Origin of the sequence: Pseudomonas sp. FSL R10-1350 (assembly GCF_009600525.1) — a bacterium.
GTDB classification, from domain to species: domain Bacteria; phylum Pseudomonadota; class Gammaproteobacteria; order Pseudomonadales; family Pseudomonadaceae; genus Aquipseudomonas; species Aquipseudomonas helleri.
The window spans coordinates 25,837-46,080 of the sequence record NZ_WIVR01000041.1 but is presented as its reverse complement, the minus strand read 5'-3'; the positions used below and the strand labels follow the sequence as shown (position 1 = coordinate 46,080).

The following is a 20,244-nucleotide window of genomic DNA, read 5'->3' as shown; positions in this document are numbered from 1 at the left end:
TGTCCCCTTCGTCTAGTGGCCTAGGACACCGCCCTTTCACGGCGGTAACAGGGGTTCGAGTCCCCTAGGGGACGCCACGATTACCCGCTCTGCGGGATTTTTAAGGGTCATTCATTAATTGAATGGCCCTTTTGTTTTTCTGGCGTTCGGCCATTTCCATTCCTTTTGCCTTTGCCATCAGTCCGGGCCTGCCTCAGCGCAGACCGGGTGCGTTACACTGCGCGCTTTATTTGTAGGCAGGGAGACTGGCATGAATTGGGATCTGGCGACGCCGTTCATCATTGATCTGCAGGTGCAGAGCGAAGACATCGACGGTTTTGGCCATGCCAATAACGCCGCCTATGTGGTTTGGCTGGAGCGCTGCGCCTGGCGGCATTCCCAGCGCCTTGGGCTGGATTTGACCGAATACCGCAGGCTCGACCGGGCCATGGCGGTGGCGCGCCACGAAATCGATTATCTGGCCAGCGCCTATGAAGGGGATGAGCTGCAGCTCGCGACCTGGATTGTCGATTTTGACAAGCGCCTGCGTCTGACCCGGCACTTTCAATTGATCCGGCCAAGTGATGGCGCGACCTTGCTGCGCGCGCAAACCACGTTTGTCTGTATCGAACTGTCGACGGGCAAGCCCAAACGCCTGCCGCCGGAGTTTCTGGAAGGCTACGGTTCGGCGGTCGTGGCGCCCTGAACGAGATACCGGTTGATCACATAACCCCGTAAACTTGCGCACGTTTTTTTATGAGAGTCACCCATGCAAATTGCTTTGGCGCCGATGGAGGGGTTGGTCGACAACATCCTGCGTGATGTCCTGACCCGCACCGGCGGTATTGATTGGTGTGTGACCGAATTTATTCGGGTCACTGAACGGCTGTTGCCCGAAGCCTATATCCACAAGTTCGCCCCTGAGCTGCAACACGGTGCCAAAACCCGTGCTGGCGTGCCCCTGCGCGTGCAACTGCTGGGTTCTGACCCCGCGTGTCTGGCGGACAACGCGGCGCTGGCCTGCCAATTGGGCAGCGAGGTCATCGATCTCAACTTTGGCTGCCCGGCCAAGACCGTGAACAAGTCCCGTGGCGGGGCGGTGCTGCTCAAAGAGCCTGAGCTGCTGCATGCGATTTTGCTGCAGGTGCGCCGTACGGTGCCGGCGCATATCCCGGTGACGGCCAAGATGCGCCTGGGCTTCGATACGCCCGACAGCGCCAATGAATGCGCGATTGCCCTGGCTGAAGGGGGCGCCAGCCAGATCGTGGTGCATGCACGGACCAAAATGGACGGCTACAAGCCGCCTGCGCATTGGGAGTACATCGCCCAGGTGCAAGAGGCGGTCAAGGTGCCGGTGTTTGCCAATGGCGATATCTGGTCGGTTGAAGACTGGCGCCGTTGCCGCGAAATCAGCGGGGCTGAAGACATCATGCTCGGTCGCGGTCTGGTGTCGCGCCCGGACCTTGCCCGGCAAATCGCCGCTGCGCGGGCGGGCGAAGAGGTGGTTGAAATGACCTGGGCGGATTTACAACCGATGATCCGCGACTTCTGGGCGCAAGCTGAGGCGCAACTGACGCCGCGTTCGGCGCCGGGGCGGCTCAAGCAGTGGTTGGCCATGTTGACGCGCAACTACCCTGAAGCGGTGGTGCTGTTCAATGCCATGCGCCGCGAAACCGACTGTGAAAAGGTTCGGCATCTGGTCAACAACCCGCCTGTGGAAGGCGCGTAAAAAATTTCAAAAAAGCCTCTTGAAATGATTTTGCTGATCCCTACTTAGGGGTTAAGCGATGCCGAAACCGGGTCGCTAAGACAAAATCTCGCTGAAATCAGGAGGCTAAATTATGAACACCGCATTTTCTCTGGCGCCACTGTTCCGTAATTCTGTCGGTTTTGACCGTTTTAGTGATCTGTTTGAAACCGCGCTGCGCAACGACTCCAGCGCTGGCTATCCACCCTACAACGTCGAAAAGCACGGTGATGACAGCTATCGCATCGTGATCGCGGCAGCAGGGTTTACCCAGAATGATCTGGACCTGCAAGTTGAAAAAGGTGTGTTGAGCGTCAGCGGCAGCAAACGTGAAACCTTCGGTGACAACACCGAAAGCAGCGCTGAAAAACCAGCATCAGGCGTGACCTACTTGCATCAGGGCATCGCGCAACGGGCATTCAAACTGTCCTTCCGTCTCGATGACCACATCGAGATCAAAAACGCGAACTTGAGCAATGGCTTGCTGAGCATCGACCTGCAGCGGGTGGTGCCCGAAGAAGCAAAAGCCAAACGCATCCCGATCAACAGTGGGGATCAACAGCCTGCTCTGCAAAACTGATGTGAGTCTGTGCTGGAACCCCGTCTTATAGGCGGGGTTCTTTTTTGCAGGAGGAGGGGGGAGATTGCAACGGATCTGCAAGCGCGTGTTTCTATCGCCCGAAAGGGCCCAAAGCTTCAACTAGTCTGCCAAGACAGGCCTCAACCTCGGGGCTTTGACTGGAGCTTTAGATGAAAAACAAACGCGCACGTGATTCAGAAACGGGTCTGTTTATTCCGCTGGAGGAGGCCAAGCGCCGCCCGAAAGAAACCACCGTCGAAACCATCAAGAAAACGCCCAAGCCTTCACCCAGGCGTTAACGGGCAACACACAGGCACTTGCTCCGACTCTCTCCCCGGGGCAGGTGCCTGTTTTTTATCTGTTGGCGTATTACTCGGCGACATGCGCCGTTTTAGGTTGATGCTGTTGCAGGTTTTTGTCGGCTTTATAACGCAGCGCTACGTCGGGCACGCTGCTGGCTTTGCCGGTTTCAACCCAATTACGAATACGCCCGGCATCGGCAAAGTGAGTGTATTTGCCAAATGCATCCAGAATGACCAATGACACAGGGCGATTGCCCATCTCAGTCACCAGCACCAGGCAGTGGCCTGCCTGATTGGTAAAGCCGGTTTTGGTGATCTTGATGTTCCATTTGTCTTTGTTGATCAAATGGTCGGTGTTGTGAAAGCCCAGGGTGTAGTTGGGTTTACGGAACGTCACCGATTTTTCTTTGGTGGTGCTCAGCTGGCTGAGCATCGGGTAGTGGCGCGCGGCGGCGAGCAGCTTGCTCAGGTCGCGGGCCGTCGAGACGTTGCGCGGCGACAGGCCGGTAGGCTCAACGTAATGGGTGTGCATCATGCCCAGGCTCTTGGCTTTGGCGTTCATGGCAGCAATAAACTTCACGTAGCCGCCCGGGTAGTGGTGCGCCAGGCTGGCCGCAGCGCGGTTTTCCGAGGACATCAGGGTGATCAGCATCATTTCGTGACGTGACAACTCGCTGCCCAGCTTGACCCGCGAGAACACGCCTTTCATTTCCGGGGTGTCGCTGATGTTGACCGAGATGTACTCGTCCATCGATTGCTTGGCGTCCAGCACCACCATCGCGGTCATCAGTTTGGAAACCGATGCGATGGGCACGACCACGTCCGGGTTGCTGGCGTAAATGACTTTATTGGTTTGCAGGTCGATCAGCAGCGCGCTGCCAGAAGCAATGTGCAGTTTCGACATGTCTCGGGGTGACATGGTGCCTTCCGTCGCTGCGGCGATTGAAGGAGCGGCTGTGCCTGTGAGAACTAAAAATAGGCTCAAAATCGAAAGATGAATTTTCACGCAGATTGACTCAATGATGGTTAGGGAATTCTGAACGGCAACCGTTGGTATACATATAACGTTACATTTTCTGAGTATGGATTAATAACGTTAGAAATGCCTGTATTTGCAGGGGGTTAGCAGAGAAATTTCACGCGGTAGGTGAGCCTGGGTATTGCGCGCCGTGCCGGTGAGGATTTTGCTGCTTCACAAGCCCGTGAAGCGTGCATCGCACGAGCCTAGCAGCGCAATGCTGTTGGCTGGCTGAACAGACGTTGCAGCGGGGAATCAAGGGGCTTTAAAACGCAAAACGCCCATGAGGTGTCAGGCTCATGGGCGTTTTGCAGTTTAGGTGCCAGGGAGGGGCGGGTTATGGCTCCGGTTGAAAATGCAGCAAGTCCCCGGGTTGGCAATCCAGAGCGACACAGATGGCTTCGAGGGTGGCCAGCCTTATACCTTTGACTTTTCCTTGTTTGAGCAGTGAAAGGTTCTGCTCGGTTATCCCGATCATTTGCGCGAGGTCTTTGGATTTCATCTTGCGTGTGGCCAGCATGACGTCCAGTTTTATGGCTATCGGCATCGTGCCCTCTTAAACAAACTGCTCATTCTCTCTTGCCAACGAACACGCGTTGGACAAGCTGCGAGCGATGATCATAAGAGAGGCTGAGAGAAATAACGCAACAATATGTGACGGCTCAAAGTTAATACTGAGCAACCGTTCGCCTGCAGGTCGGGTGAAGGTAATCCATACACTCATCACCGGTGTCAGCACCAGGCTGGCCAGTACCCAGAGCAACACGCTCTTGCCCACTTTGCCCAGCAGGTCTGCCGACTCTGACGAAAAGTATTCGCCTTTGCTGTAGGCCAGAAACAGGCTGCGCAGCGCCAGTAAACCTTTTGCCAGTATCAGCAGCGGGATACTGGACAGGACGATTCCGCCGGCCGCTTGCCACCAGGGCATGAGCGAGATGTTGGCGTTCAATTGGCCGATCATCGCGGTCAAGTTGAATCCGCCCATGAAACTGCCGAGCGCGTCAGGGAAAATCCAGTAAGCGATATTGGCCAGCAGCATGCTGACCACCAGTACCAATGTGGCGGTCGCCAAGATCCGGCTGCGATTGGCCAAGAGATCTGTTGTCATCGAACAATCCTTTTATGCGTAGTCATCGATTTAAGTGTCCGGAGGCTGCACAGTCCTTCCGGGTAGGTCTGTGCAGTGGTTGTATCGTAATTCGATAATAAATGATTGTAAAACGATAATTTCATGGCGGCAGATTGCAGCTTGATGTCTGCGTGAATTCCGGGCAGGGGCGTGTTGCTTAAGTGCTACTGCGCAATTGTGTAAAATGCCGGCCTTTGAAATTGACCGGCCAGCCTGATGACCCCTGAAGCGTTAAGCACCTTGCACCTGCATTTAATGACCGCCCTGGAGGCTGCGCCTGCTGAGACACGGCGTATTTTCCATGGGCGCGGCCGTTGCTGGCCGAGCCTGGAGCAGTTGACGGTGGACTGGCTGCAAGGTGTGGTGTTGGTCTCGCTGTTCAAAGAGCCGGAGCCCGCCCAGCTTGAAGCCCTGAAGCAGATGCTGCTGACGATTGTGCAGTCGCCGGAGTGGCAAGCCTGTGGCGCCCACACGCTGGTGATGCAGCATCGCTACACGTTGCAAAGTGATACTGAATGGCTGGCGGGTGAGCCGGTGGACGAGTGGACGCTCACCGAAGGCGGGTTGCGTTATCAGGTGGACCTGGGCCGCAAGCAGAACAACGGGCTGTTTCTGGATATGCGTTATGGCCGTAACTGGGTGCGGGAGAACACCGAGGGTAAGCGGGTCTTGAATCTGTTTGCCTATACATGCGGGTTTTCTGTCGCGGCCATTGAAGGCGGCGCTGAGCATGTGGTGAACCTCGACATGTCACGTGCGGCCCTGAGCCGTGGCCGGGACAACCACCGGCTAAACGGGCATGACACCGGCAAGGTGAGCTTCCTTGGGCATGAGTTGTTCAAGTCCTGGGGGAAGGTCAAAAGCCTGGGGCCTTACGATGTGGTCATCATCGACCCGCCTTCGTTCCAGAAGGGCAGTTTTTTGCTGACCAAGGATTACCAGCGCGTGCTGCGGCGCTTGCCGGAATTGCTCACTGAAAACGGCACGGTACTGGCGTGCATGAACGATCCTTCGCTGGGCTCCGAATTTTTGATCAATGGCGTGACCGCTGAGGCGCCGAGCCTGCGCTTTGAGCAACGGCTGGAAAACCCGCCGGAGTTTCCGGATGCCGATCCTGAGTGCGGGCTGAAAGCGCTGGTGTTCAAGCAGGGCGTGTGACAGGCAAAAAAAAGCCCGCGGGAGAGTGCGGGCCAAGGTTCATTGAATGAGCGGGATCACTATACAAGTCGCCTGTTGTGACCACCGTGAAACAAAATTCATGAGCCGGGTGAATCTGCAGGCCCTGTAGGAGCTCGCGATCTTTTGATCTGATATTCCCTCGCCCTAAGGAGAGGGAATATCGGCGAGGACGGTAGCCTCCCGCGGCTCACACGTTAGCGAGTGCGCGACGACTCAAACAGGAACCAGACGCGGCGTTCGGCTTCGTCGATCCAGTTTTCCAGCAAGCTGGTGGTGGCCACGTCACCCGACTCAGAGCACAGCTCGTGGGTGGCGCGCATGTAGGCTGCCAGCTGGATGTTGTCTTCGCGCAATTCGGCGAGCATGTCTTCCGGGGTCACGAAATCAGCATCGTTGTCCAGCAGGCGCTGGAGATTTTTGATATGTCCGATCGAGCGGATTGTGGTGCGCCCCAGCTTGCGCACGCGCTCGGCAATGGCATCGGTGGTGGCAAAAATCTGATCAGATTGCTCATCCAGCAGCAGGTGGAAGTCACGGAAGTGCGGGCCGGACATGTGCCAGTGGAAGTTCTTGGTTTTCATGTAAATGGCGAACGTGTCGGCCAGCAATGCATTCACTTCTGCAGCAATGTTGATGCGTGCTTCTTCGCTCAGCGCCGAAGGTGTCCGCAGATCGGCCTTTCTGCTTTCCTTGGCGGATTTCAGGTCTTTCATGGTCGTTCCTCGTGTTGGCTGTGAATAGGCTTAAACGAATGAATAGTGGGGCTGACTAAAGACCACGAACAGTGGTTCGTCAAACCCGCCGGGCGGCTCAATGAGGGTGGCTAAACGTTACGACCTGACGAAGAGCAAGATCGTTCAAGACTTTCACTGACCAAGTTGCGACCCTTTGTCGCTGCTTACTGCCGGGATGTTTTTTGATGCCTACTTCGCTTCCTCGCGTCGCTTTTATACGCGGCGCGATTGCTTGTTTGCCCTTAACCCTGGCCTGCGCGCCCTGGGGGCTTTTAGCCGGTTCGACGGCGATTGATGCGCAATTGACGCCGCTGCAAGCCCAAGGGCTGTCGCTTTTTGTGTTTGCCGGGGCGGCTCAATTGGTGGCCATTGGCATGATCAAAGGGGGCGCCAGTGCGCTGTCCATTTTGATCACCACGCTGCTGCTGACTTCGCAACACATCCTCTATGCGATGCATTTGCGCCCCATCGTCGCGCCCATGGAGGCCAAGTGGCGCGTCAGCCTTGGCTTTTTGCTGACCGATGAGTTTTTTGCACTGGTCAGCCCGTATGACCAAAAAACCTTCAACCGCTGGTACGCCCTGGGCGTTGGCCTGTGCATGTATGTGGGCTGGAACCTGTTTACCTGCCTGGGGGTGATTGTCGGTAAAAGCATTCCGGGGCTGGATCAGTTGGGGCTGGAGTTCTCGATTGCCGCAACGTTCATTGCCCTGATCACGCCGATTGTGCGCAATGTGCCAACGCTGATTTGCGTCGCCGTCTCGTTATTGAGCGTGGTGCTGTTCAGTTATTGGCAATGGGAGTCGGCAATTGTGCTGGCGGGGTTGGCGGGTATGACCGTCGGGTATCTGTGCAAACGACTGGGAGCGTACTTCGCATGACGGTATGGCTGATTATTGGCGGGATGACGCTGATTCTGTTTTTTAACCGCTATCTGTTTCTCGAACCGCGCTTGCCGATTCGCTTGAACCGCGGGGTTCGTGAGTTTCTGGGGTTTGCGGTGCCAGGCATGTTAACGGCGATTTGCGGGCCGATTATTTTTATCAAGGATCACACCCTTGATCTGAGCCCCACCAACCCGTACCTGCTGGCGGCTGTGTGTGCGATAGGGCTGATGCTCTGGACCCGCAACGTGTTGCTCAGTGTCGTGTTAAGTGTGGCGTTGTTTTATCTGTTTCGCTGGTGGCTATAACTTGCGCTGCGGCGCGTGATTTGAACGGGCCGCTGACGGGAACACCGTCAATGACCACATACCAGCACGCCAGCAGACCGTCCGCGCGAAGCGGTTCGGGAACTGCGCTGCCGACAACCGACATGATATGGACCTTTGGCATAGGAACCTCCTGCTATCAAACAATGGCGCCACTTTAAGGCTTGGGCCCATGCGCAAAAAATCATTACGCGTGATAGTCGCCATTGATGCGGGTATAGGTATCTATACAACTTTAGAAGGTTAACGAATTATCGCGTTGTAGGAGCTGCCGCAGGCTGCGATCTTTTGATCTTCAACGTCAAAAGATCGCAGCCTGCGGCAGCTCCTACGAAGATTTTGATGCGGCGAAAGTCTGTTCTTTTGATCTAAAAAGCTACGTTAAACAACCCTGTCCGACCGCAGCCTTCGTGCCTCGTCAGCGACTACGGCCGCCTGAAAGGTGTGTCGCTACATAGGTTGCTTCCAGGCAGTTTAGTCGACGACTTGATCCAGCATTTGCATCACTTCATGGTCACTCAACAAGCCCTGGCTAACCAGGTGTTGAGCCAGCAGAGAAACCAGCTTGGCGGCGCGGTGGCCTTCAAGCTGTTTGAGTTCGGTCAGCGTGTTGTAGACCTTGGTGGAAGTGCACAGGCCTACAGTGCGGTGCGGGTTTTGTGTCGGCATACAGGTCGTCCTTGTTTTTATGGTGTGCGAAGTGTCACGGCCAGAGCGTCGAAAGTGTGTGCATGCTGATGCCGTAGTTTCTGCCAATACTGTGTCCAGTGCGTGACAATCGCAACCTCAATTCAAACCTGGCGGCAACTGAACAAGCCTGCCGCTGGGGTGTTGACTGCGATTACCAGCGTGGTGGGCCGTAATAACCGCGGGGTGGACCGTAGTACACCGGTTGTGGTCGGCCGTAATAGGCCGGTGCATAAACCGGTTGTGGTTGTACGTAAACTGGCTGCGCCTGGTAGTACACCGGAGGTGCCTGCACATAAACCGGTTGTGGTTGCACATAGACCGGGTGTTCTACGTAAACCGGGCGCTGTTGGCTGGCGACTATCGAGCCAACAACCGTAGCACCGACCACTGCGCCAACCAGCGCCGGGCCAGCACCCCAACCGCCATGGGCGGATGCCTGGCCAGCGACAGCCAGGGCGCCGATCAGCAAAGCAACTTTGGGGAAGGTACGCATCATGACGATTCCTCTGCTTTCAACCCCGCGTCTTGGCCTGCACCAGGCCATATGAAATAGCGGGGATAACATTGAGACAATCTTTTTAGAAAAAATTGCAAAATGTTTCGGTAAAGTTTGTGTAAGGTCTTGGGCTCGCTGACACGTTTCAGCGAGCGCTATGATCCGGCAAATTTATCGCGGCAGCTTGAGCCGTTTATCCGAAAGCACGAGGAGATGAACATGCAAATGAATCCGAACAAAGACACCCGGCTATGCATCTCGATGTCAGGCAGACCCGGGAATTTCGGACTGCGTTTTCATAATCATCTGTATGAACAGTTGGGCCTGAACTTTTACTACAAAGCCTTCAGCCCCAAAGACCTCGCCGGGGCCATTACCGGCATCCGGGCTTTTGGTATTCGCGGTTGCGGGGTGTCGATGCCCTTCAAGGAGGCGAGCATTGCGTTGGTCGACGAACTGGACGCCTCGGCGCAGGCCATTCAGTCGATCAACACTATCGTCAACACAGACGGGCACCTGAAGGCCTACAACACTGATTACATCGCCATTGCGCAATTGTTGCGTGATCATCAGGTTGCCAAGGACACCACGTTCGCCTTGCGCGGCAGCGGCGGCATGGCCAAGGCCGTGGCTTCAGCCTTGCGCGATGGCGGCTATCACAATGGCGTGATCGTGGCCCGTAACGAGGTCACGGGTTCTGCGCTGGCGAAAAACCTCGGCTACTCATGGCAGGCAGAACTGGGCCAGCAACGGCCGCAAATGCTCATCAACGTCACGCCGGTTGGCATGGCGGGCGGGGCTGAGGCCGATGATCTGGCGTTTGCTGCTGAGGCGATCGATCAGGCCGAGATCCTGTTTGATGTGGTAGCGATCCCCGTTGAAACGCCCATGATTATCCGAGGCCGTGAGCAAGGCAAACGGGTCATTACGGGCCTTGAAGTGATTGCCATCCAGGCGGTTGAGCAATTTGCCCTGTACACCGGCGTGCGCCCAACTCCGGAGCAGTTCCAGGCCGCGGTGGCGTTTGCCCGCAGTTGAGGGTTGAGCCAGGAGGGCCGAGGCCCGGCCTTCCTGGCGCTTAGCGCTTAAAGGTGCGCCAGTCGCACGCCATTTTCGTCAACACGCAGGCTCACGGTGCCGCCGATGATCAATGGGCGCATGTCCGGGATATGACCATTGGGAAACCCGAACACTTTCGGGAAAGAATACTGGGCCACGCGTTCGGCAATAATTGATTGAGCAATGGGGCTGTGCGGCGAGGTGTCATCCGCGATGTTTTTCATGCCGCCAATAATCAGGCCTTTAATCTTTTCAAAAGCCCCTGTTTGTTCGAGGCTTTTAAGGTAGCGGTCAATCTTGTAGTAAGCGTTCTCACCGATCTCTTCGAGAAACAGAATGGCGTTGTCGTAATTGAAGTTAAAGCGGGTGCCAGAAAGTGCGGTCACGACGGTCATGTTTCCGCCAATCAGGGTGGCGCACGCTGAGCCCTGTTCATTGAGCAGGTTATTGTCCAGTTGGTACGTCGGTTTGATGCCTTTAAAGAGGTTGAAAATATTCTGATAAGACTCGGCTGACGGGGTTGGCGTGCTGATGATGTTTTGGCCGTGTACCGACTCAATTCCGTGCCTGGCCAGCAGGCTCTGCAAGAAGGTGATGTCGGAGTAGCCGATTAACCATTTGGGGTTATGTAAGAAACGGCTCAGGTCGATGTGCTCCAGCAGTTGAACGCTGCCATAGCCGCCACGGGTTGCCCAGATGGCATCAATCGAATCGTCGTCCAGCGCCCACTGCAAGTCCCTGAGTCGCTGTTCGGGCGTGCCCGCGTAGGTGTAATGATGCGCATGTCTGGCGAGCGCAAACTCACCGTAAACAGGTGTATAGCCCTGCTCAATGATCATGTTGTGAGTGTGCGTCAGCAGGTCTGGATTAGACACAGCCCCGGCCGGGGAGACGATGGCGATCCGGCTGCCGGGTTTAAGGTTTTTAGGTGTTATTGAACACAAGGTCATTACTGAAACACTCCATGACGCCGTCGTTTAACGATATGAAGTGTTTAGCCTAGTCCTCGATCATCGGATGTATTTAAAGACGAGTCGCTTTAACGCGCGGGAAGATTCCTGATAATGAGTGGCTTTTTTATAAGAGCCCCCGATGCCGGATTGAACGGCGCGGCATCTGATGGGGGCTATGCAGGGTGTTATTCCAGTTCGCTCAAACGCGCTTCCAGTGCCGCAATGCGTGCTTCGAGTGCTTCAAAGCGCTCAAGGGACACACCTGAAGGGCTGCGCTCGGCGGGTTGCTGGCGGGCTGCGATGATTGCTTCGATGTCTGCCGGGTCGCCCAGTGCGTGGGTATAGCGATCTTCGCGCTGGCCCGACTGGCGCGGAATAAGCAGCGCCAAATCACGGGCAATCAGCCGTTCGAGCTGATGCTGGACTTGGTCTGTGTCTTCAAAGTCATGCATGCGGTTACTGCGGGTGAGCAATTCGTTAAGGGTTTGCGGGCCGCGCAGAAACAGCAAACCCAGCAGAACGACCTGGGCCGGAACCAATTCCAGTGCCTTGTCGACTTTGTGCTCCCAACGGTCAGCGCGACTGCCCATGACCAAACGGGTAAAGCCCTGGCCTTCAAGCGCACGCAAACTCTGGCCGACCTGGCCTTGGGTCAGGTTCATCACCGGCTCGCGGCTGGTTTTCTGGTTACAGGCCAGTACCAGCGCATTGAGGGTCAGGGGGTAGGTTTCCGGGTTGGTGGCCTGCTTCTCGATCAAGGAACCGAGGATGCGGATTTCAGTGCTGTTAAGCCGAGCTCCGGTGTCGCTGTCGTGTTCAGTGCTCATCACGCTTTCCTTGTGCGTTTAAAAGGAGATCAGTGTGTTGCGATCACACCCAATTGTCATCCGCCCCTTATAGGTTCAACACTGACTAAAAGACAAGCCGCTTCTTACACGGCGTATGCCTATAATCGCCGCACATTCACTTTCCGCCCACAGACTGTCGAGACTTTCATGACTATCTCTCTGTACGCTGCTTCTGTTCCTGTGTTCAAACAAATGCTTAATGCCCTGAGCGGTGTGTTGAGCAAAGCTGAAGCTCACGCCGCAGCCAAGAACATTGACCCGAGTGTGTTCCTGCAAGCACGCCTGGCTCCGGACATGTTCCCGCTGGTGCGTCAGGTGCAAATCGCGGTTGATTTCACCAAGGGTGTTTCGGGCCGTCTGGCTGAGATCGAGCTGCCTAAATACGATGACAGCGAAGTGACTTTTGCTGACCTGCAAGCCCTGATCAGCAAGGTGCTGGCATTTGTTGACGGCATTACGCCTGCGCAAATCGATGGCAAGGAAGGGATCGAAATCATTACCCGTCAGGGCACGCCGAAAGAAAAACGCTTCACCGGCCAGGCTTACCTGCTGACCTACGGCCTGCCGCAGTTCTTCTTCCACGTGACCACCGCTTACGCGATTCTGCGCCACAACGGCGTTGAAATCGGCAAGCGTGACTACATGGGCGCGTTCTAAGCATTGCGCCAAGCCACGCGTGACAGACTCAGGAGCACCCGCGCGGGTGCTCCTGTTTTGTATGGCCTAGGCCTGTTCTTCTTCGGCCAGGCACACAGCAGCGGTAAACAGCACGTCGGTTGACGAGTTGAGTGCGGTTTCAGCGGAGTCCTGCAGTATGCCGATGATGAAACCGACCGCCACCACCTGCATGGCAATTTCGCTCGGGATACCAAACAGGCTGCACGCCAACGGAATCAACAGCAGCGAGCCCCCCGCAACACCCGAAGCGCCACAGGCGCACACGGCCGCCATCACGCTGAGCAGAATCGCGGTCGGCACATCCACCTCAATCCCCAGCGTGTGCACGGCTGCCAGCGTCAAGACGGTAATGGTGATGGCCGCCCCCGCCATGTTGATGGTCGCGCCCAATGGGATCGACACTGAGTAGGTGTCTTCATGCAAGCCCAGACGCTCACTCAGCGCCATGTTGACCGGGATGTTGGCTGCAGAGCTGCGGGTAAAGAACGCGGTGATCCCGCTTTCACGCAGGCACATGAACACCAGCGGGTAAGGGTTGCGGCGCAGCTTCCAGAACGCGATCAGCGGGTTGACCACCAGGGCCACAAACAGCATGCAGCCGATCAGCACGGTGAGCAGGTGCAGGTAGCCCAGCAGGGCGCCAAAACCGGAGGTGGCGAGGGTCGCGCTGACCAGGCCGAAAATGCCCAATGGCGCGAAGCGAATCACCACGCGCACGATCAAGGTCACGCCGTTGGACAAGTCGTTGAGTACGGTGCGGGTGGTTTCGCCCGCATGGCGAACAGCAATGCCCAGGCCAATCGCCCAAGCCAGAACGCCGATGAAGTTGGCGTTCATCAGGGCGCTGACCGGGTTGTCCACCGCGCTCAACAGCAGGCTTTGCAAGACCTCGCTGATGCCCCCGGGAGCGGATACGGTGATGTCTTCGGTGAGCAGAATCAGGCTGGACGGGAACAGCGTGCTGGCGATCACGGCGACAACTGCTGCGGCAAACGTGCCGATCAAATACAGCACCAGGATTGGGCGGATGTGGGTGACCTGGCCTTGTTTGTGGTTGGCAATCGAGGCCATAACCAGCACAAACACCAAAATCGGCGCCACGGCTTTCAGGGCGCTGACGAACACTTTGCCGACAAAGGCCACCGAGAGTGCCGCAGCAGGTGCCAGCCAGGCCAGCAAAATGCCGGCAATCAGACCGATGACAATTTGGGTCACCAGGCTGGTGCGTTTGAGCGTTTGCAGCAGGGTAGGTGGAGCATCAGTCATAGGAGTGTCTCTAGTTGTTGTGGGTGGCGCATTCAAAGACTCTGGCGTTGACTCAACCTTTAGCCGGCAGGCAATAACGGCCAGCCGCCGAACTTGAACGTGTTGAGTTAAGCAGAGTAGGGGGCAGATTCAGTTATGCGTGCTGAGCACGCTTGTCTGACTAAGGTCAGAACGGGGGGCGGACTTTACCATACAGAAGTAGGACCTTTCCTACGTAAGGGCGATCTGCCGCACCTTAGCCCGTAGGTCTATAGCGCCAACTCCCCATCATGTAGAAGCATTCTGTTACCATTGCGCATCCCCCACTTTCTTTAAATCAGCGGGCCTTTCGGGCTTTCGCTGGCGTTGTCGTCTTTGGAGTTATTCATGCTGTTGCCCATCCTGCTGCTGTCTGCGGCCGGTTTCATCGTGCTCACCACCGAGTTCATTATTGTCGGGCTGCTGCCCGCGATCGCCCGTGACCTTGAGGTCAGCGTGTCGCAGGCCGGTTTGCTGGTCACGTTGTTCGCCTTCACCGTGGCAGCGCTGGGGCCGTTTTTGACGGCCTACTTCGCCCGCTTTGAGCGCAAGCGCCTGTTTATCGGCATTTTGCTGATGTTTGCCTTCGCCAATACCGTGGCCGCGCTGGCGCCGAATATTTGGGTCATGGCGTTTGCGCGGTTGTTGCCTGCGCTGGGCTTGCCGGTGTTTTGGGCGCTGGCCAGCGAAACCGCCGTCAACATTGTCGGCCCTGAATACGCGGGCCGGGCGATTGCGAAGATCGGCTTCGGGATTGTCTGTGCGACGGTGTTTGGTATCCCGGTCGGGACGTTGATCTCGGATGCGTGGGGCTGGCGCAGTGCGTTCGCAATTCTGGCCGTGATCGCCCTGGCCAAGGCCTTGCTGCTGTGGGCGTATTTGCCGGCAGTCAAAGGCGTCAAAGAGGGTGTCACCTTGCGTTCACAGTTTGGCCTGCTGCGCAGCCCGCTGATGATCGGGCATATCGTGCTGTCCGTGCTGGTATTCAGCGGCATGTTTACGGCCTACACCTATCTGGCCGATATCCTGGAGCGCCTGGCCGGGTTTGACGGCGCGCTGGTGGGGTGGTGTCTGATGGGCTTTGGCGCTGTTGGCCTGATTGGCAATTCGTTGGGCGGGCGCATGGTAGACCGCCACCCGCTGATTGCGTCGATGGTGTTTTGCGCGTTCATGATTGGCGGGATGGTGGCGCTGGTGCCGAGCATTCACTCCACGCTGGGGCTGGCGGCCGCGATGGGCGTTTGGGGGGTAACCCAGGCGGCGCTGTTTCTGGTCAGCCATGTGCGGCTGATGAAAGCCGCGCCGCAGGCACCGGCCTTTGCCGCATCATTGAACATTGCCGGGGCTAACTTGGGGATCGGCCTGGGCGCGCTGTTTGGCGGGCATGTGATTGATACCTACGGGCTGGGCAGCCTGGGCTTCGCCGGCGCCGGTTTTATTCTGGTATCGATCATCCTTGCATCGCTGCTGATGGCGATGAAGCCGCGTGCGGCCTGCGCCTGATCAGCGACTTTCGGTAAATAGCTCCCGTCGCGCCCCCTCGGTAATCGCCACGATGCCGGGGTGGAGGATCTTGCGCTCGACGGTAATGGCATAAAACGATTCGGTGACGGCCTCGGTCTGGCCGATCAGCTCAACGTCAAATTGGCGCATGACCTCGTCGGCGATCACGCTGGGGGCGATAAACACGCCGGTGCCGGATTGGCCAAACGCCTGCATCAGCGCGCTGTCATCGAATTCACCGACAATTCTTGGCTGGATTTTCAGCTCGGCCAGCCAGCGCAACAGACGCGTGCGGATCACTGTTTCCGGGCCCGGGATCAGCAGGGGCGCGTCTTGCAGGCTCTGCGGGAAGTGTTCGGCATACGCTTGGGCGAGGCTTGCGGTGGCAAAAAAACTGATTCCACATTCGCCAAGCTTTTGGCTTAGGCCTTTAATGTCTAGATGGGACGGCATCGGGCTGTCGGAAATGACCAAATCAAGCCGTTGAATCGCCAGGTCTGCCAGCAGCCGGTCGAGCTTGTCTTCGCGGCAGGTAATGCGAACGGGTTTGTCCAGCTCCATGGTCGGGGCGATCAGCCGATACACAATAGACTTGGGCACTACATCGGCAACCCCGACCCGCAAGATCACCTGTTGCTCTTTGGGCGCCATGCGCAGCATGCTTTCCAGCTCGGCGCCCACCTGGAAGATCTGTTCGGCGTAGGGCAGCACCTGGCGCCCGGTTTCGGTCAGCTCCAGTTGGCGCCCGACCCGGCGAAACAAGGGCAGGCCGTAGGTGTCTTCCAGCAGGCTGATTTGCCCGCTGATGGTTTGTGCGGTCAAGTTCAATTGCTCGCAGGCGCGCACGATGCTGCCGGTTTTGGCAACGACCCAAAAGTAATGGAGTTGGCGGTAATTGAGCATATGATTGGTAACACTTCGTAAAAACCGAAGTATAGCGCTTAAAAATACGAATTTTCCTGAAGTGTCTGGCTCTCTAAAATCGCGCGTTATTCGCAGGCCACGTTGCTGGCCGCAGGATTAAAGAGGACACGTCACGATGAAGATTCAAAAAGCAGGTTATGCCGCGCTGTTGGCGTCCACCTTGTTGCTGATGGGCGGTTGTGATCAGGCGGAAAAAGCCGCACAGCAAATGCTCAGCAAAACCGCTGAGGCTGCCAAGCAGGCCATTGATGACACCCACAAGGCGGCCGAGCAGGCGCTCAACGACGCAACCGGCGGGCGCTTGATTGAACAGCAGCCACCGGCTGAAGAACGTAAAGAAACATCGCACACTATTTAAGTTGTCTTACAGAAGGGTCAGAACACACCTATGGAATACCTTTTAGAACTGGCGGTCAGCCCTACGGCCTGGATTGCACTGGCCACGCTGATCGTGATGGAAGTGGTGCTCGGGATCGACAACCTGATCTTTATCTCGATTTTGACCAACAAGCTGCCTGAGCAATTTCGTACCAAGGCCCGCCGTATCGGTATCGGCCTGGCGCTGATTCTGCGCTTGGGCTTGCTCAGCACCATCGCTTACATCGTGCAGTTGACCACGCCGGTATTCGAAGTCTTGGGGCAGGCGTTCTCCTGGAAAGACATGATTCTGATCGCTGGCGGCCTGTTCCTGGTCTGGAAAGCCACCAGTGAAATTCACCACAACATGACCCCTGACGCCGAGGACAAGGCCGAGAGCGTGTCGTCCAAAGTAGCTGTAGGTTTTGCCGCTGCGATCGGTCAGATCTTGATGCTGGACCTGGTGTTCTCCATCGACAGTATCGTGACGGCGGTCGGTATGACCGAGCACTTGCCGATCATGGTGATTGCGGTCGTGGTGGCGGTGATGGTGATGTTGCTGGCTTCGGAGCCTTTGGCCAAGTTCATCAACGAAAACCCGACCGTGGTGATGCTGGCGCTGGCGTTCCTGATCATGATCGGCATGACCCTGATCGCAGAAGGTTTTGGCGCTCATGTACCAAAAGGCTACGTGTATGCGGCGATGGCGTTCTCCGCCACCGTAGAAACCCTGAACATTCTCGCGCGTCGGGCTCGGGAAAAACGTCAGGCTGGCGTGACCAAGTAAGCGCAGGCGGCTACTCAAAAACCGTCCATCCTTGTCAGGGTGGACGGTTTTTTTGCATCTAGTGCGCGTTGGCGGCGGTAGCGACCGGTTGGGCTGCTTTTTGCTTGGGTTCTGGCCGGGGTTGCGGATGATGGTGGCGGCTGATGCGCATCAGGCCCCAGAGCATGGCGGCGGCAACGGCCAGCCATCCGGTGATCAGCAAGATAATGGTCAATGTCGGGCTCATAAGTGCCTCCTTTGCCCACGACGGGCATAAACACACTTCAGATAACAGTCTAGCTTGAGCCGTGTTTCAGTCTATTGACCAAAGGTCGTGCTGCACCAACTGATTGGCTCTATGTAGGAACTTTCACTGTGCTTTAAGGCTATACCAGACCTTGTTGGCGCCCTATGATCGTCGACCATGGCAGACCTTGCGGTCTGGCGTTCATTCAAAGCGAGGGCGTATGCAGGGACTGAGTGGATTGAAAGGGCTGCGTCTATGGCTGCTGGCCGCATTGGCCGTGATTGTTGTGGGGTGTGCCAGTGTTGACCAGGCGCAAATGCGTCACCTGCCAGAGCGGGTTGAGCTTAACGGTGTGCCCTTTTTTCGCGGTAACGCCCATCAAAGCGGCCCGCAGGTGCTGGCCAGCATGCTGGGTGAGCAGCGCATCAGAATCACCCCGGGCCTTTTGACCAAGCCACTCAAACTGCCAGAGGCCGAAGCTTCGTTGCAAAGCAATATGGAGCAACTGGCCGGGCAATACGGGCTGATGGTGTACCGGCTGGATCCTTCGCTCACAGCGCTGTTGACCCAGGTTGCCGCAGGCCACCCGGTGATGGTGCGCTTTATGGAGGGGCGAGTCTGGAGCGAGCCGCGTTATGCAGTGCTGGCGGGCTATGACCGCAACAAGCAGACTGTTTTGTTGCGTGCGGGCATGGATCGGCGCCGGGTCATGGACTTCAGCAAGTTTGAGTCCAGCTGGAAGGATGCTGGCAACTGGGCTGTACTGATTTTGGCCCCGGACCAACTGCCGGTGAATGTCGACAAAGAACGCTGGTTAAAGGCGGCTAACGACCTGTCCCGCTTGGGCCAGGAACAGGCAGCGAGCAAAGCCATCAAAGCCTTGCAATAGCCAAATACCCTGTAGGAGCGAGCTTGCCTCGCGATCTTTTGATCTTTTAAAAGATCGCGAGGCAAGCTCGCTCCTACAGGGCCAGGCGCACACAAGCCCTGTAGTCGCTGACGAGGCACGAAGGCTGCGATCGACAGCGCAGCGGCCGCAACCCCTCCCGCTCGGTGCAACGGCCAATATCAAAAGACCGCGAGGCAAGCTCGCTCCTACAGGGCCAGGCGCACACAAGCCCTGTAGTCGCTGACGAGGCACGAAGGCTGCGATCGGCAGCGCAGTGGCCGCAACCCCTCCCGCTCGGTGCAACGGCCAAGCTCAAAAGATCGCGAGCCCTTTCTTTAGCCGTTAAAACCCGAACTTGTCACGCAAGCTGTAATACCAGGCGCCCAACGCCGTCAGCGGTGTACGCAACAATTGCCCGCCGGGGAAAGGGTAGTGCGGCAAGTCAGCAAACGCATCAAAACGCTCAGCCTGCCCGCGCAGCGCTTCGGCCAGCACCTTGCCCGCCAGGTGCGTATACGTCACCCCGTGCCCGCTACAGCCTTGTGAGTAATAGATGTTGTCGCCAATGCGCCCAACCTGCGGCAAACGGGACAGCGTCAACAGGAAGTTGCCTGTCCATGCGTAATCAATTTTTACGTCCTTGAGCTGCGGGAACGCCTTGAGCATCTTCGGCCGAATAATCGCTTCGATGTTGGCCGGATCGCGCGCCCCGTAAACCACGCCACCACCGAAGATCAGGCGCTTGTCGCCGGACAGGCGATAGTAGTCGAGCAAATAGTTACAGTCCTCGACACAGTAATCCTGAGGCAGCAGCGTTTTGGCCAACTCCTCGCTCAGCGGTTCAGTGGTAATGACCTGCGTGCCACACGGCATGGACTTGGACGCCAGCTCAGGCACCAGATTGCCCAGATACGCGTTGCCCGCCACGATAATGAACTTGGCGCGGACCTTACCCTGCGGCGTATGCACCACCGGGTTCGCGCCTCGCTCGATGCGCACGGCGGGCGACTGCTCGTAAATCGTGCCCCCCAGGGATTCGACCGCAGCCGCTTCGCCCAACGCCAGATTCAGCGGGTGGATATGCCCGCCGCTCATGTCCAGCAGGCCACCCTGGTAGAGATCGCAAGCAACCACTTCACCAACACGGCGCTTGTCGAGCAGCTCCAGTTGCGTATTGCCGTAGCGCTCCCACAGTTTCTTCTGTGCTTCGAGGTGACCCATTTGCTTGCTGGTGATCGCGGCAAACACACCGCCGTCTTTTAAATCGCACTGGATCTGATACTTGGCAACGCGGTTACGAATAATCTTGCCGCCTTCAAAGGCCATCTGGCCTAACAGCTGGGCTTGCTTGGCGCCGACCGTGCGTTCAATCACATCAATGTCGCGGCTATAACTGTTAACGATCTGGCCGCCGTTACGCCCTGACGCGCCAAAACCCACTTTGGCCGCTTCAAGCACCGTTACCTTAAAACCGTGCTCCAGCAGAAACAAAGCACTCGACAGCCCGGTATAACCGGCGCCGATCACACAGACATCCGTTTCAACCTCATCCTGCAGGGCAGGGCGCTCCGGCGCCGGGTTAGCCGAGGCCGCATAGTAGGACTGGGGATAAGGTGTGTTCGCCATTCTGCAACCTCTGTTTTATATTTTTTACGAGTGCGCCCGATGCTAC

Annotated in this window: 26 protein-coding genes and 1 tRNA gene; 14 read left to right on the top strand and 13 right to left on the bottom strand. The window is 57.0% G+C overall.

What is annotated here, in order from left to right; translation table 11 throughout:
- The first annotated feature begins 1 nt into the window (after position 1).
- The 5 genes from GHO25_RS17450 to GHO25_RS26590 all read left to right on the top strand — a co-directional run bounded on the left by GHO25_RS17450 (position 2) and on the right by GHO25_RS26590 (position 2,605).
- Positions 2 to 77: transfer RNA gene (locus tag GHO25_RS17450), tRNA-Glu, on the top strand.
- Positions 78 to 250: 173 nt separating this feature from the next.
- Positions 251 to 685: a thioesterase family protein gene (locus GHO25_RS17445; RefSeq protein WP_048388601.1), complete on the top strand. Its 435-nt coding sequence runs from the start codon at positions 251 to 253 to the stop codon at positions 683 to 685.
- Between the two features lie 63 nt (positions 686 to 748).
- Positions 749 to 1,708 carry a tRNA-dihydrouridine synthase gene (locus GHO25_RS17440; RefSeq protein WP_153329790.1) on the top strand — a complete coding sequence of 320 codons (960 nt, stop codon included), beginning with the start codon at positions 749 to 751 and terminating at the stop codon, positions 1,706 to 1,708.
- A gap of 112 nt (positions 1,709 to 1,820) precedes the next feature.
- Positions 1,821 to 2,306: an Hsp20 family protein gene (locus GHO25_RS17435; RefSeq protein WP_048368873.1), complete on the top strand. Its 486-nt coding sequence runs from the start codon at positions 1,821 to 1,823 to the stop codon at positions 2,304 to 2,306.
- Positions 2,307 to 2,476: 170 nt separating this feature from the next.
- Positions 2,477 to 2,605 (top strand): hypothetical protein, encoded by a 129-nt coding sequence (locus tag GHO25_RS26590; protein ID WP_256677241.1) that lies wholly within the window; start codon positions 2,477 to 2,479, stop codon positions 2,603 to 2,605.
- Positions 2,606 to 2,675: 70 nt separating this feature from the next.
- On the opposite strand, the gene pbpG is transcribed toward GHO25_RS26590, so the two are convergent.
- From pbpG to GHO25_RS17420, 3 genes are all read right to left on the bottom strand, one after another.
- Positions 2,676 to 3,614 carry a D-alanyl-D-alanine endopeptidase gene (pbpG, locus tag GHO25_RS17430; RefSeq protein ID WP_048368874.1) on the bottom strand — a complete coding sequence of 313 codons (939 nt, stop codon included), beginning with the start codon at positions 3,612 to 3,614 and terminating at the stop codon, positions 2,676 to 2,678.
- 349 nt (positions 3,615 to 3,963) lie between these two features.
- Positions 3,964 to 4,173 carry a helix-turn-helix transcriptional regulator gene (locus GHO25_RS17425; protein ID WP_048368875.1) on the bottom strand — a complete coding sequence of 70 codons (210 nt, stop codon included), beginning with the start codon at positions 4,171 to 4,173 and terminating at the stop codon, positions 3,964 to 3,966.
- 9 nt (positions 4,174 to 4,182) lie between these two features.
- On the bottom strand, positions 4,183 to 4,734 hold the full coding sequence (locus tag GHO25_RS17420) for a DUF2975 domain-containing protein (protein ID WP_048368876.1): 552 nt from the start codon (positions 4,732 to 4,734) through the stop codon (positions 4,183 to 4,185).
- Positions 4,735 to 4,971: 237 nt separating this feature from the next.
- Between GHO25_RS17420 and GHO25_RS17415 the strand changes: the two genes are divergently transcribed.
- Positions 4,972 to 5,913 carry a class I SAM-dependent methyltransferase gene (locus GHO25_RS17415; protein WP_153391439.1) on the top strand — a complete coding sequence of 314 codons (942 nt, stop codon included), beginning with the start codon at positions 4,972 to 4,974 and terminating at the stop codon, positions 5,911 to 5,913.
- Positions 5,914 to 6,128: 215 nt separating this feature from the next.
- Here GHO25_RS17415 and GHO25_RS17410 read toward each other — a convergent pair whose 3' ends face one another.
- The gene (locus GHO25_RS17410) at positions 6,129 to 6,647 is read right to left on the bottom strand and encodes a Dps family protein (RefSeq protein WP_048368878.1); all 519 of its coding nucleotides are present in this window, start codon (positions 6,645 to 6,647) and stop codon (positions 6,129 to 6,131) included.
- Between the two features lie 206 nt (positions 6,648 to 6,853).
- On the opposite strand from GHO25_RS17410, the gene GHO25_RS17405 reads away from it, so the two are divergent.
- Complete coding sequence (locus GHO25_RS17405; protein WP_153391437.1) at positions 6,854 to 7,549, top strand: AzlC family ABC transporter permease; 696 nt, start codon at positions 6,854 to 6,856, stop codon at positions 7,547 to 7,549.
- Positions 7,546 to 7,860, top strand: a complete 315-nt coding sequence (locus tag GHO25_RS17400; protein WP_048368880.1) for an AzlD domain-containing protein — start codon at positions 7,546 to 7,548, stop codon at positions 7,858 to 7,860. The genes GHO25_RS17405 and GHO25_RS17400 overlap by 4 nt, the downstream gene beginning before the upstream one ends.
- On the opposite strand, the gene GHO25_RS17395 is transcribed toward GHO25_RS17400, so the two are convergent.
- The 3 genes from GHO25_RS17395 to GHO25_RS17385 all read right to left on the bottom strand — a co-directional run bounded on the left by GHO25_RS17395 (position 7,808) and on the right by GHO25_RS17385 (position 9,064).
- Positions 7,808 to 8,002, bottom strand: coding sequence for a hypothetical protein (locus tag GHO25_RS17395; RefSeq protein ID WP_082148659.1), 195 nt, complete (start codon positions 8,000 to 8,002; stop codon positions 7,808 to 7,810). The genes GHO25_RS17400 and GHO25_RS17395 overlap by 53 nt on opposite strands.
- Before the next feature lie 350 nt (positions 8,003 to 8,352).
- Positions 8,353 to 8,547 (bottom strand): hypothetical protein, encoded by a 195-nt coding sequence (locus tag GHO25_RS17390; RefSeq protein ID WP_048368881.1) that lies wholly within the window; start codon positions 8,545 to 8,547, stop codon positions 8,353 to 8,355.
- 172 nt (positions 8,548 to 8,719) lie between these two features.
- Positions 8,720 to 9,064, bottom strand: coding sequence for a hypothetical protein (locus tag GHO25_RS17385; protein WP_048368882.1), 345 nt, complete (start codon positions 9,062 to 9,064; stop codon positions 8,720 to 8,722).
- A gap of 219 nt (positions 9,065 to 9,283) precedes the next feature.
- On the opposite strand from GHO25_RS17385, the gene GHO25_RS17380 reads away from it, so the two are divergent.
- Positions 9,284 to 10,102, top strand: coding sequence for a shikimate 5-dehydrogenase (locus GHO25_RS17380; protein WP_123750506.1), 819 nt, complete (start codon positions 9,284 to 9,286; stop codon positions 10,100 to 10,102).
- Positions 10,103 to 10,149: 47 nt separating this feature from the next.
- On the opposite strand, the gene GHO25_RS17375 is transcribed toward GHO25_RS17380, so the two are convergent.
- Together GHO25_RS17375 and GHO25_RS17370 are read right to left on the bottom strand one after the other, a co-directional pair.
- The gene (locus tag GHO25_RS17375; protein WP_153391435.1) at positions 10,150 to 11,073 is read right to left on the bottom strand and encodes an LD-carboxypeptidase; all 924 of its coding nucleotides are present in this window, start codon (positions 11,071 to 11,073) and stop codon (positions 10,150 to 10,152) included.
- A 188-nt stretch (positions 11,074 to 11,261) separates the two neighbouring features.
- The gene (locus GHO25_RS17370; RefSeq protein WP_153391433.1) at positions 11,262 to 11,903 is read right to left on the bottom strand and encodes a YceH family protein; all 642 of its coding nucleotides are present in this window, start codon (positions 11,901 to 11,903) and stop codon (positions 11,262 to 11,264) included.
- Between the two features lie 168 nt (positions 11,904 to 12,071).
- Between GHO25_RS17370 and GHO25_RS17365 the strand changes: the two genes are divergently transcribed.
- Positions 12,072 to 12,581 carry a DUF1993 family protein gene (locus GHO25_RS17365; RefSeq protein ID WP_123750508.1) on the top strand — a complete coding sequence of 170 codons (510 nt, stop codon included), beginning with the start codon at positions 12,072 to 12,074 and terminating at the stop codon, positions 12,579 to 12,581.
- Between the two features lie 66 nt (positions 12,582 to 12,647).
- Here GHO25_RS17365 and sstT read toward each other — a convergent pair whose 3' ends face one another.
- Entirely contained in the window at positions 12,648 to 13,868 is a 1,221-nt protein-coding gene (sstT, locus tag GHO25_RS17360) for a serine/threonine transporter SstT (RefSeq protein ID WP_048368887.1), read from the bottom strand.
- 366 nt (positions 13,869 to 14,234) lie between these two features.
- Here sstT and GHO25_RS17355 point away from each other — a divergent pair, with 366 nt between their 5' ends.
- Entirely contained in the window at positions 14,235 to 15,389 is a 1,155-nt protein-coding gene (locus GHO25_RS17355; protein WP_153391431.1) for an MFS transporter, read from the top strand.
- Here GHO25_RS17355 and nhaR read toward each other — a convergent pair whose 3' ends face one another.
- Entirely contained in the window at positions 15,390 to 16,292 is a 903-nt protein-coding gene (gene nhaR / locus GHO25_RS17350) for a transcriptional activator NhaR (protein WP_153329809.1), read from the bottom strand.
- Positions 16,293 to 16,428: 136 nt separating this feature from the next.
- Here nhaR and GHO25_RS17345 point away from each other — a divergent pair, with 136 nt between their 5' ends.
- Positions 16,429 to 16,671 (top strand): hypothetical protein, encoded by a 243-nt coding sequence (locus GHO25_RS17345; RefSeq protein WP_153391429.1) that lies wholly within the window; start codon positions 16,429 to 16,431, stop codon positions 16,669 to 16,671.
- Positions 16,672 to 16,701: 30 nt separating this feature from the next.
- Positions 16,702 to 17,457: a TerC family protein gene (locus GHO25_RS17340; protein WP_048368891.1), complete on the top strand. Its 756-nt coding sequence runs from the start codon at positions 16,702 to 16,704 to the stop codon at positions 17,455 to 17,457.
- Between the two features lie 58 nt (positions 17,458 to 17,515).
- Here the strand turns inward: GHO25_RS17340 and GHO25_RS26150 are convergent, their stop codons facing one another.
- A complete protein-coding gene (locus GHO25_RS26150; protein ID WP_178110129.1) occupies positions 17,516 to 17,683 on the bottom strand; it encodes a hypothetical protein in 168 nt (55 codons plus the stop codon).
- Positions 17,684 to 17,903: 220 nt separating this feature from the next.
- On the opposite strand from GHO25_RS26150, the gene GHO25_RS17335 reads away from it, so the two are divergent.
- Positions 17,904 to 18,572 carry a PA2778 family cysteine peptidase gene (locus tag GHO25_RS17335; protein ID WP_178110128.1) on the top strand — a complete coding sequence of 223 codons (669 nt, stop codon included), beginning with the start codon at positions 17,904 to 17,906 and terminating at the stop codon, positions 18,570 to 18,572.
- Positions 18,573 to 18,914: 342 nt separating this feature from the next.
- Here the strand turns inward: GHO25_RS17335 and GHO25_RS17330 are convergent, their stop codons facing one another.
- A complete protein-coding gene (locus GHO25_RS17330) occupies positions 18,915 to 20,198 on the bottom strand; it encodes an FAD-binding oxidoreductase (RefSeq protein ID WP_153391427.1) in 1,284 nt (427 codons plus the stop codon).
- Positions 20,199 to 20,244: the final 46 nt, after the last annotated feature.

What these genes read in the sequence shown, in the direction of transcription:
- GHO25_RS17375 (WP_153391435.1), bottom strand. Translation starts at nt 11,073, where the DNA reads ATGACCTTGTGTTCAATAACACCTAAAAACCTTAAACCCGGCAGCCGG.
- GHO25_RS17405 (WP_153391437.1), top strand. Translation starts at nt 6,854, where the DNA reads ATGCCTACTTCGCTTCCTCGCGTCGCTTTTATACGCGGCGCGATTGCT.
- GHO25_RS17365 (WP_123750508.1), top strand. Translation starts at nt 12,072, where the DNA reads ATGACTATCTCTCTGTACGCTGCTTCTGTTCCTGTGTTCAAACAAATG.
- GHO25_RS17445 (WP_048388601.1), top strand. Translation starts at nt 251, where the DNA reads ATGAATTGGGATCTGGCGACGCCGTTCATCATTGATCTGCAGGTGCAG.
- GHO25_RS17355 (WP_153391431.1), top strand. Translation starts at nt 14,235, where the DNA reads ATGCTGTTGCCCATCCTGCTGCTGTCTGCGGCCGGTTTCATCGTGCTC.
- GHO25_RS17415 (WP_153391439.1), top strand. Translation starts at nt 4,972, where the DNA reads ATGACCCCTGAAGCGTTAAGCACCTTGCACCTGCATTTAATGACCGCC.
- GHO25_RS17330 (WP_153391427.1), bottom strand. Translation starts at nt 20,198, where the DNA reads ATGGCGAACACACCTTATCCCCAGTCCTACTATGCGGCCTCGGCTAAC.
- GHO25_RS17335 (WP_178110128.1), top strand. Translation starts at nt 17,904, where the DNA reads ATGCAGGGACTGAGTGGATTGAAAGGGCTGCGTCTATGGCTGCTGGCC.
- GHO25_RS17400 (WP_048368880.1), top strand. Translation starts at nt 7,546, where the DNA reads ATGACGGTATGGCTGATTATTGGCGGGATGACGCTGATTCTGTTTTTT.
- GHO25_RS17425 (WP_048368875.1), bottom strand. Translation starts at nt 4,173, where the DNA reads ATGCCGATAGCCATAAAACTGGACGTCATGCTGGCCACACGCAAGATG.
- GHO25_RS17395 (WP_082148659.1), bottom strand. Translation starts at nt 8,002, where the DNA reads ATGCCAAAGGTCCATATCATGTCGGTTGTCGGCAGCGCAGTTCCCGAA.
- GHO25_RS26150 (WP_178110129.1), bottom strand. Translation starts at nt 17,683, where the DNA reads ATGAGCCCGACATTGACCATTATCTTGCTGATCACCGGATGGCTGGCC.
- GHO25_RS17385 (WP_048368882.1), bottom strand. Translation starts at nt 9,064, where the DNA reads ATGATGCGTACCTTCCCCAAAGTTGCTTTGCTGATCGGCGCCCTGGCT.
- GHO25_RS17440 (WP_153329790.1), top strand. Translation starts at nt 749, where the DNA reads ATGCAAATTGCTTTGGCGCCGATGGAGGGGTTGGTCGACAACATCCTG.
- GHO25_RS17370 (WP_153391433.1), bottom strand. Translation starts at nt 11,903, where the DNA reads ATGAGCACTGAACACGACAGCGACACCGGAGCTCGGCTTAACAGCACT.
- GHO25_RS17345 (WP_153391429.1), top strand. Translation starts at nt 16,429, where the DNA reads ATGAAGATTCAAAAAGCAGGTTATGCCGCGCTGTTGGCGTCCACCTTG.
- GHO25_RS26590 (WP_256677241.1), top strand. Translation starts at nt 2,477, where the DNA reads ATGAAAAACAAACGCGCACGTGATTCAGAAACGGGTCTGTTTATTCCG.
- GHO25_RS17420 (WP_048368876.1), bottom strand. Translation starts at nt 4,734, where the DNA reads ATGACAACAGATCTCTTGGCCAATCGCAGCCGGATCTTGGCGACCGCC.
- sstT (WP_048368887.1), bottom strand. Translation starts at nt 13,868, where the DNA reads ATGACTGATGCTCCACCTACCCTGCTGCAAACGCTCAAACGCACCAGC.
- GHO25_RS17435 (WP_048368873.1), top strand. Translation starts at nt 1,821, where the DNA reads ATGAACACCGCATTTTCTCTGGCGCCACTGTTCCGTAATTCTGTCGGT.
- GHO25_RS17380 (WP_123750506.1), top strand. Translation starts at nt 9,284, where the DNA reads ATGCAAATGAATCCGAACAAAGACACCCGGCTATGCATCTCGATGTCA.
- GHO25_RS17390 (WP_048368881.1), bottom strand. Translation starts at nt 8,547, where the DNA reads ATGCCGACACAAAACCCGCACCGCACTGTAGGCCTGTGCACTTCCACC.
- GHO25_RS17410 (WP_048368878.1), bottom strand. Translation starts at nt 6,647, where the DNA reads ATGAAAGACCTGAAATCCGCCAAGGAAAGCAGAAAGGCCGATCTGCGG.
- nhaR (WP_153329809.1), bottom strand. Translation starts at nt 16,292, where the DNA reads ATGCTCAATTACCGCCAACTCCATTACTTTTGGGTCGTTGCCAAAACC.
- GHO25_RS17340 (WP_048368891.1), top strand. Translation starts at nt 16,702, where the DNA reads ATGGAATACCTTTTAGAACTGGCGGTCAGCCCTACGGCCTGGATTGCA.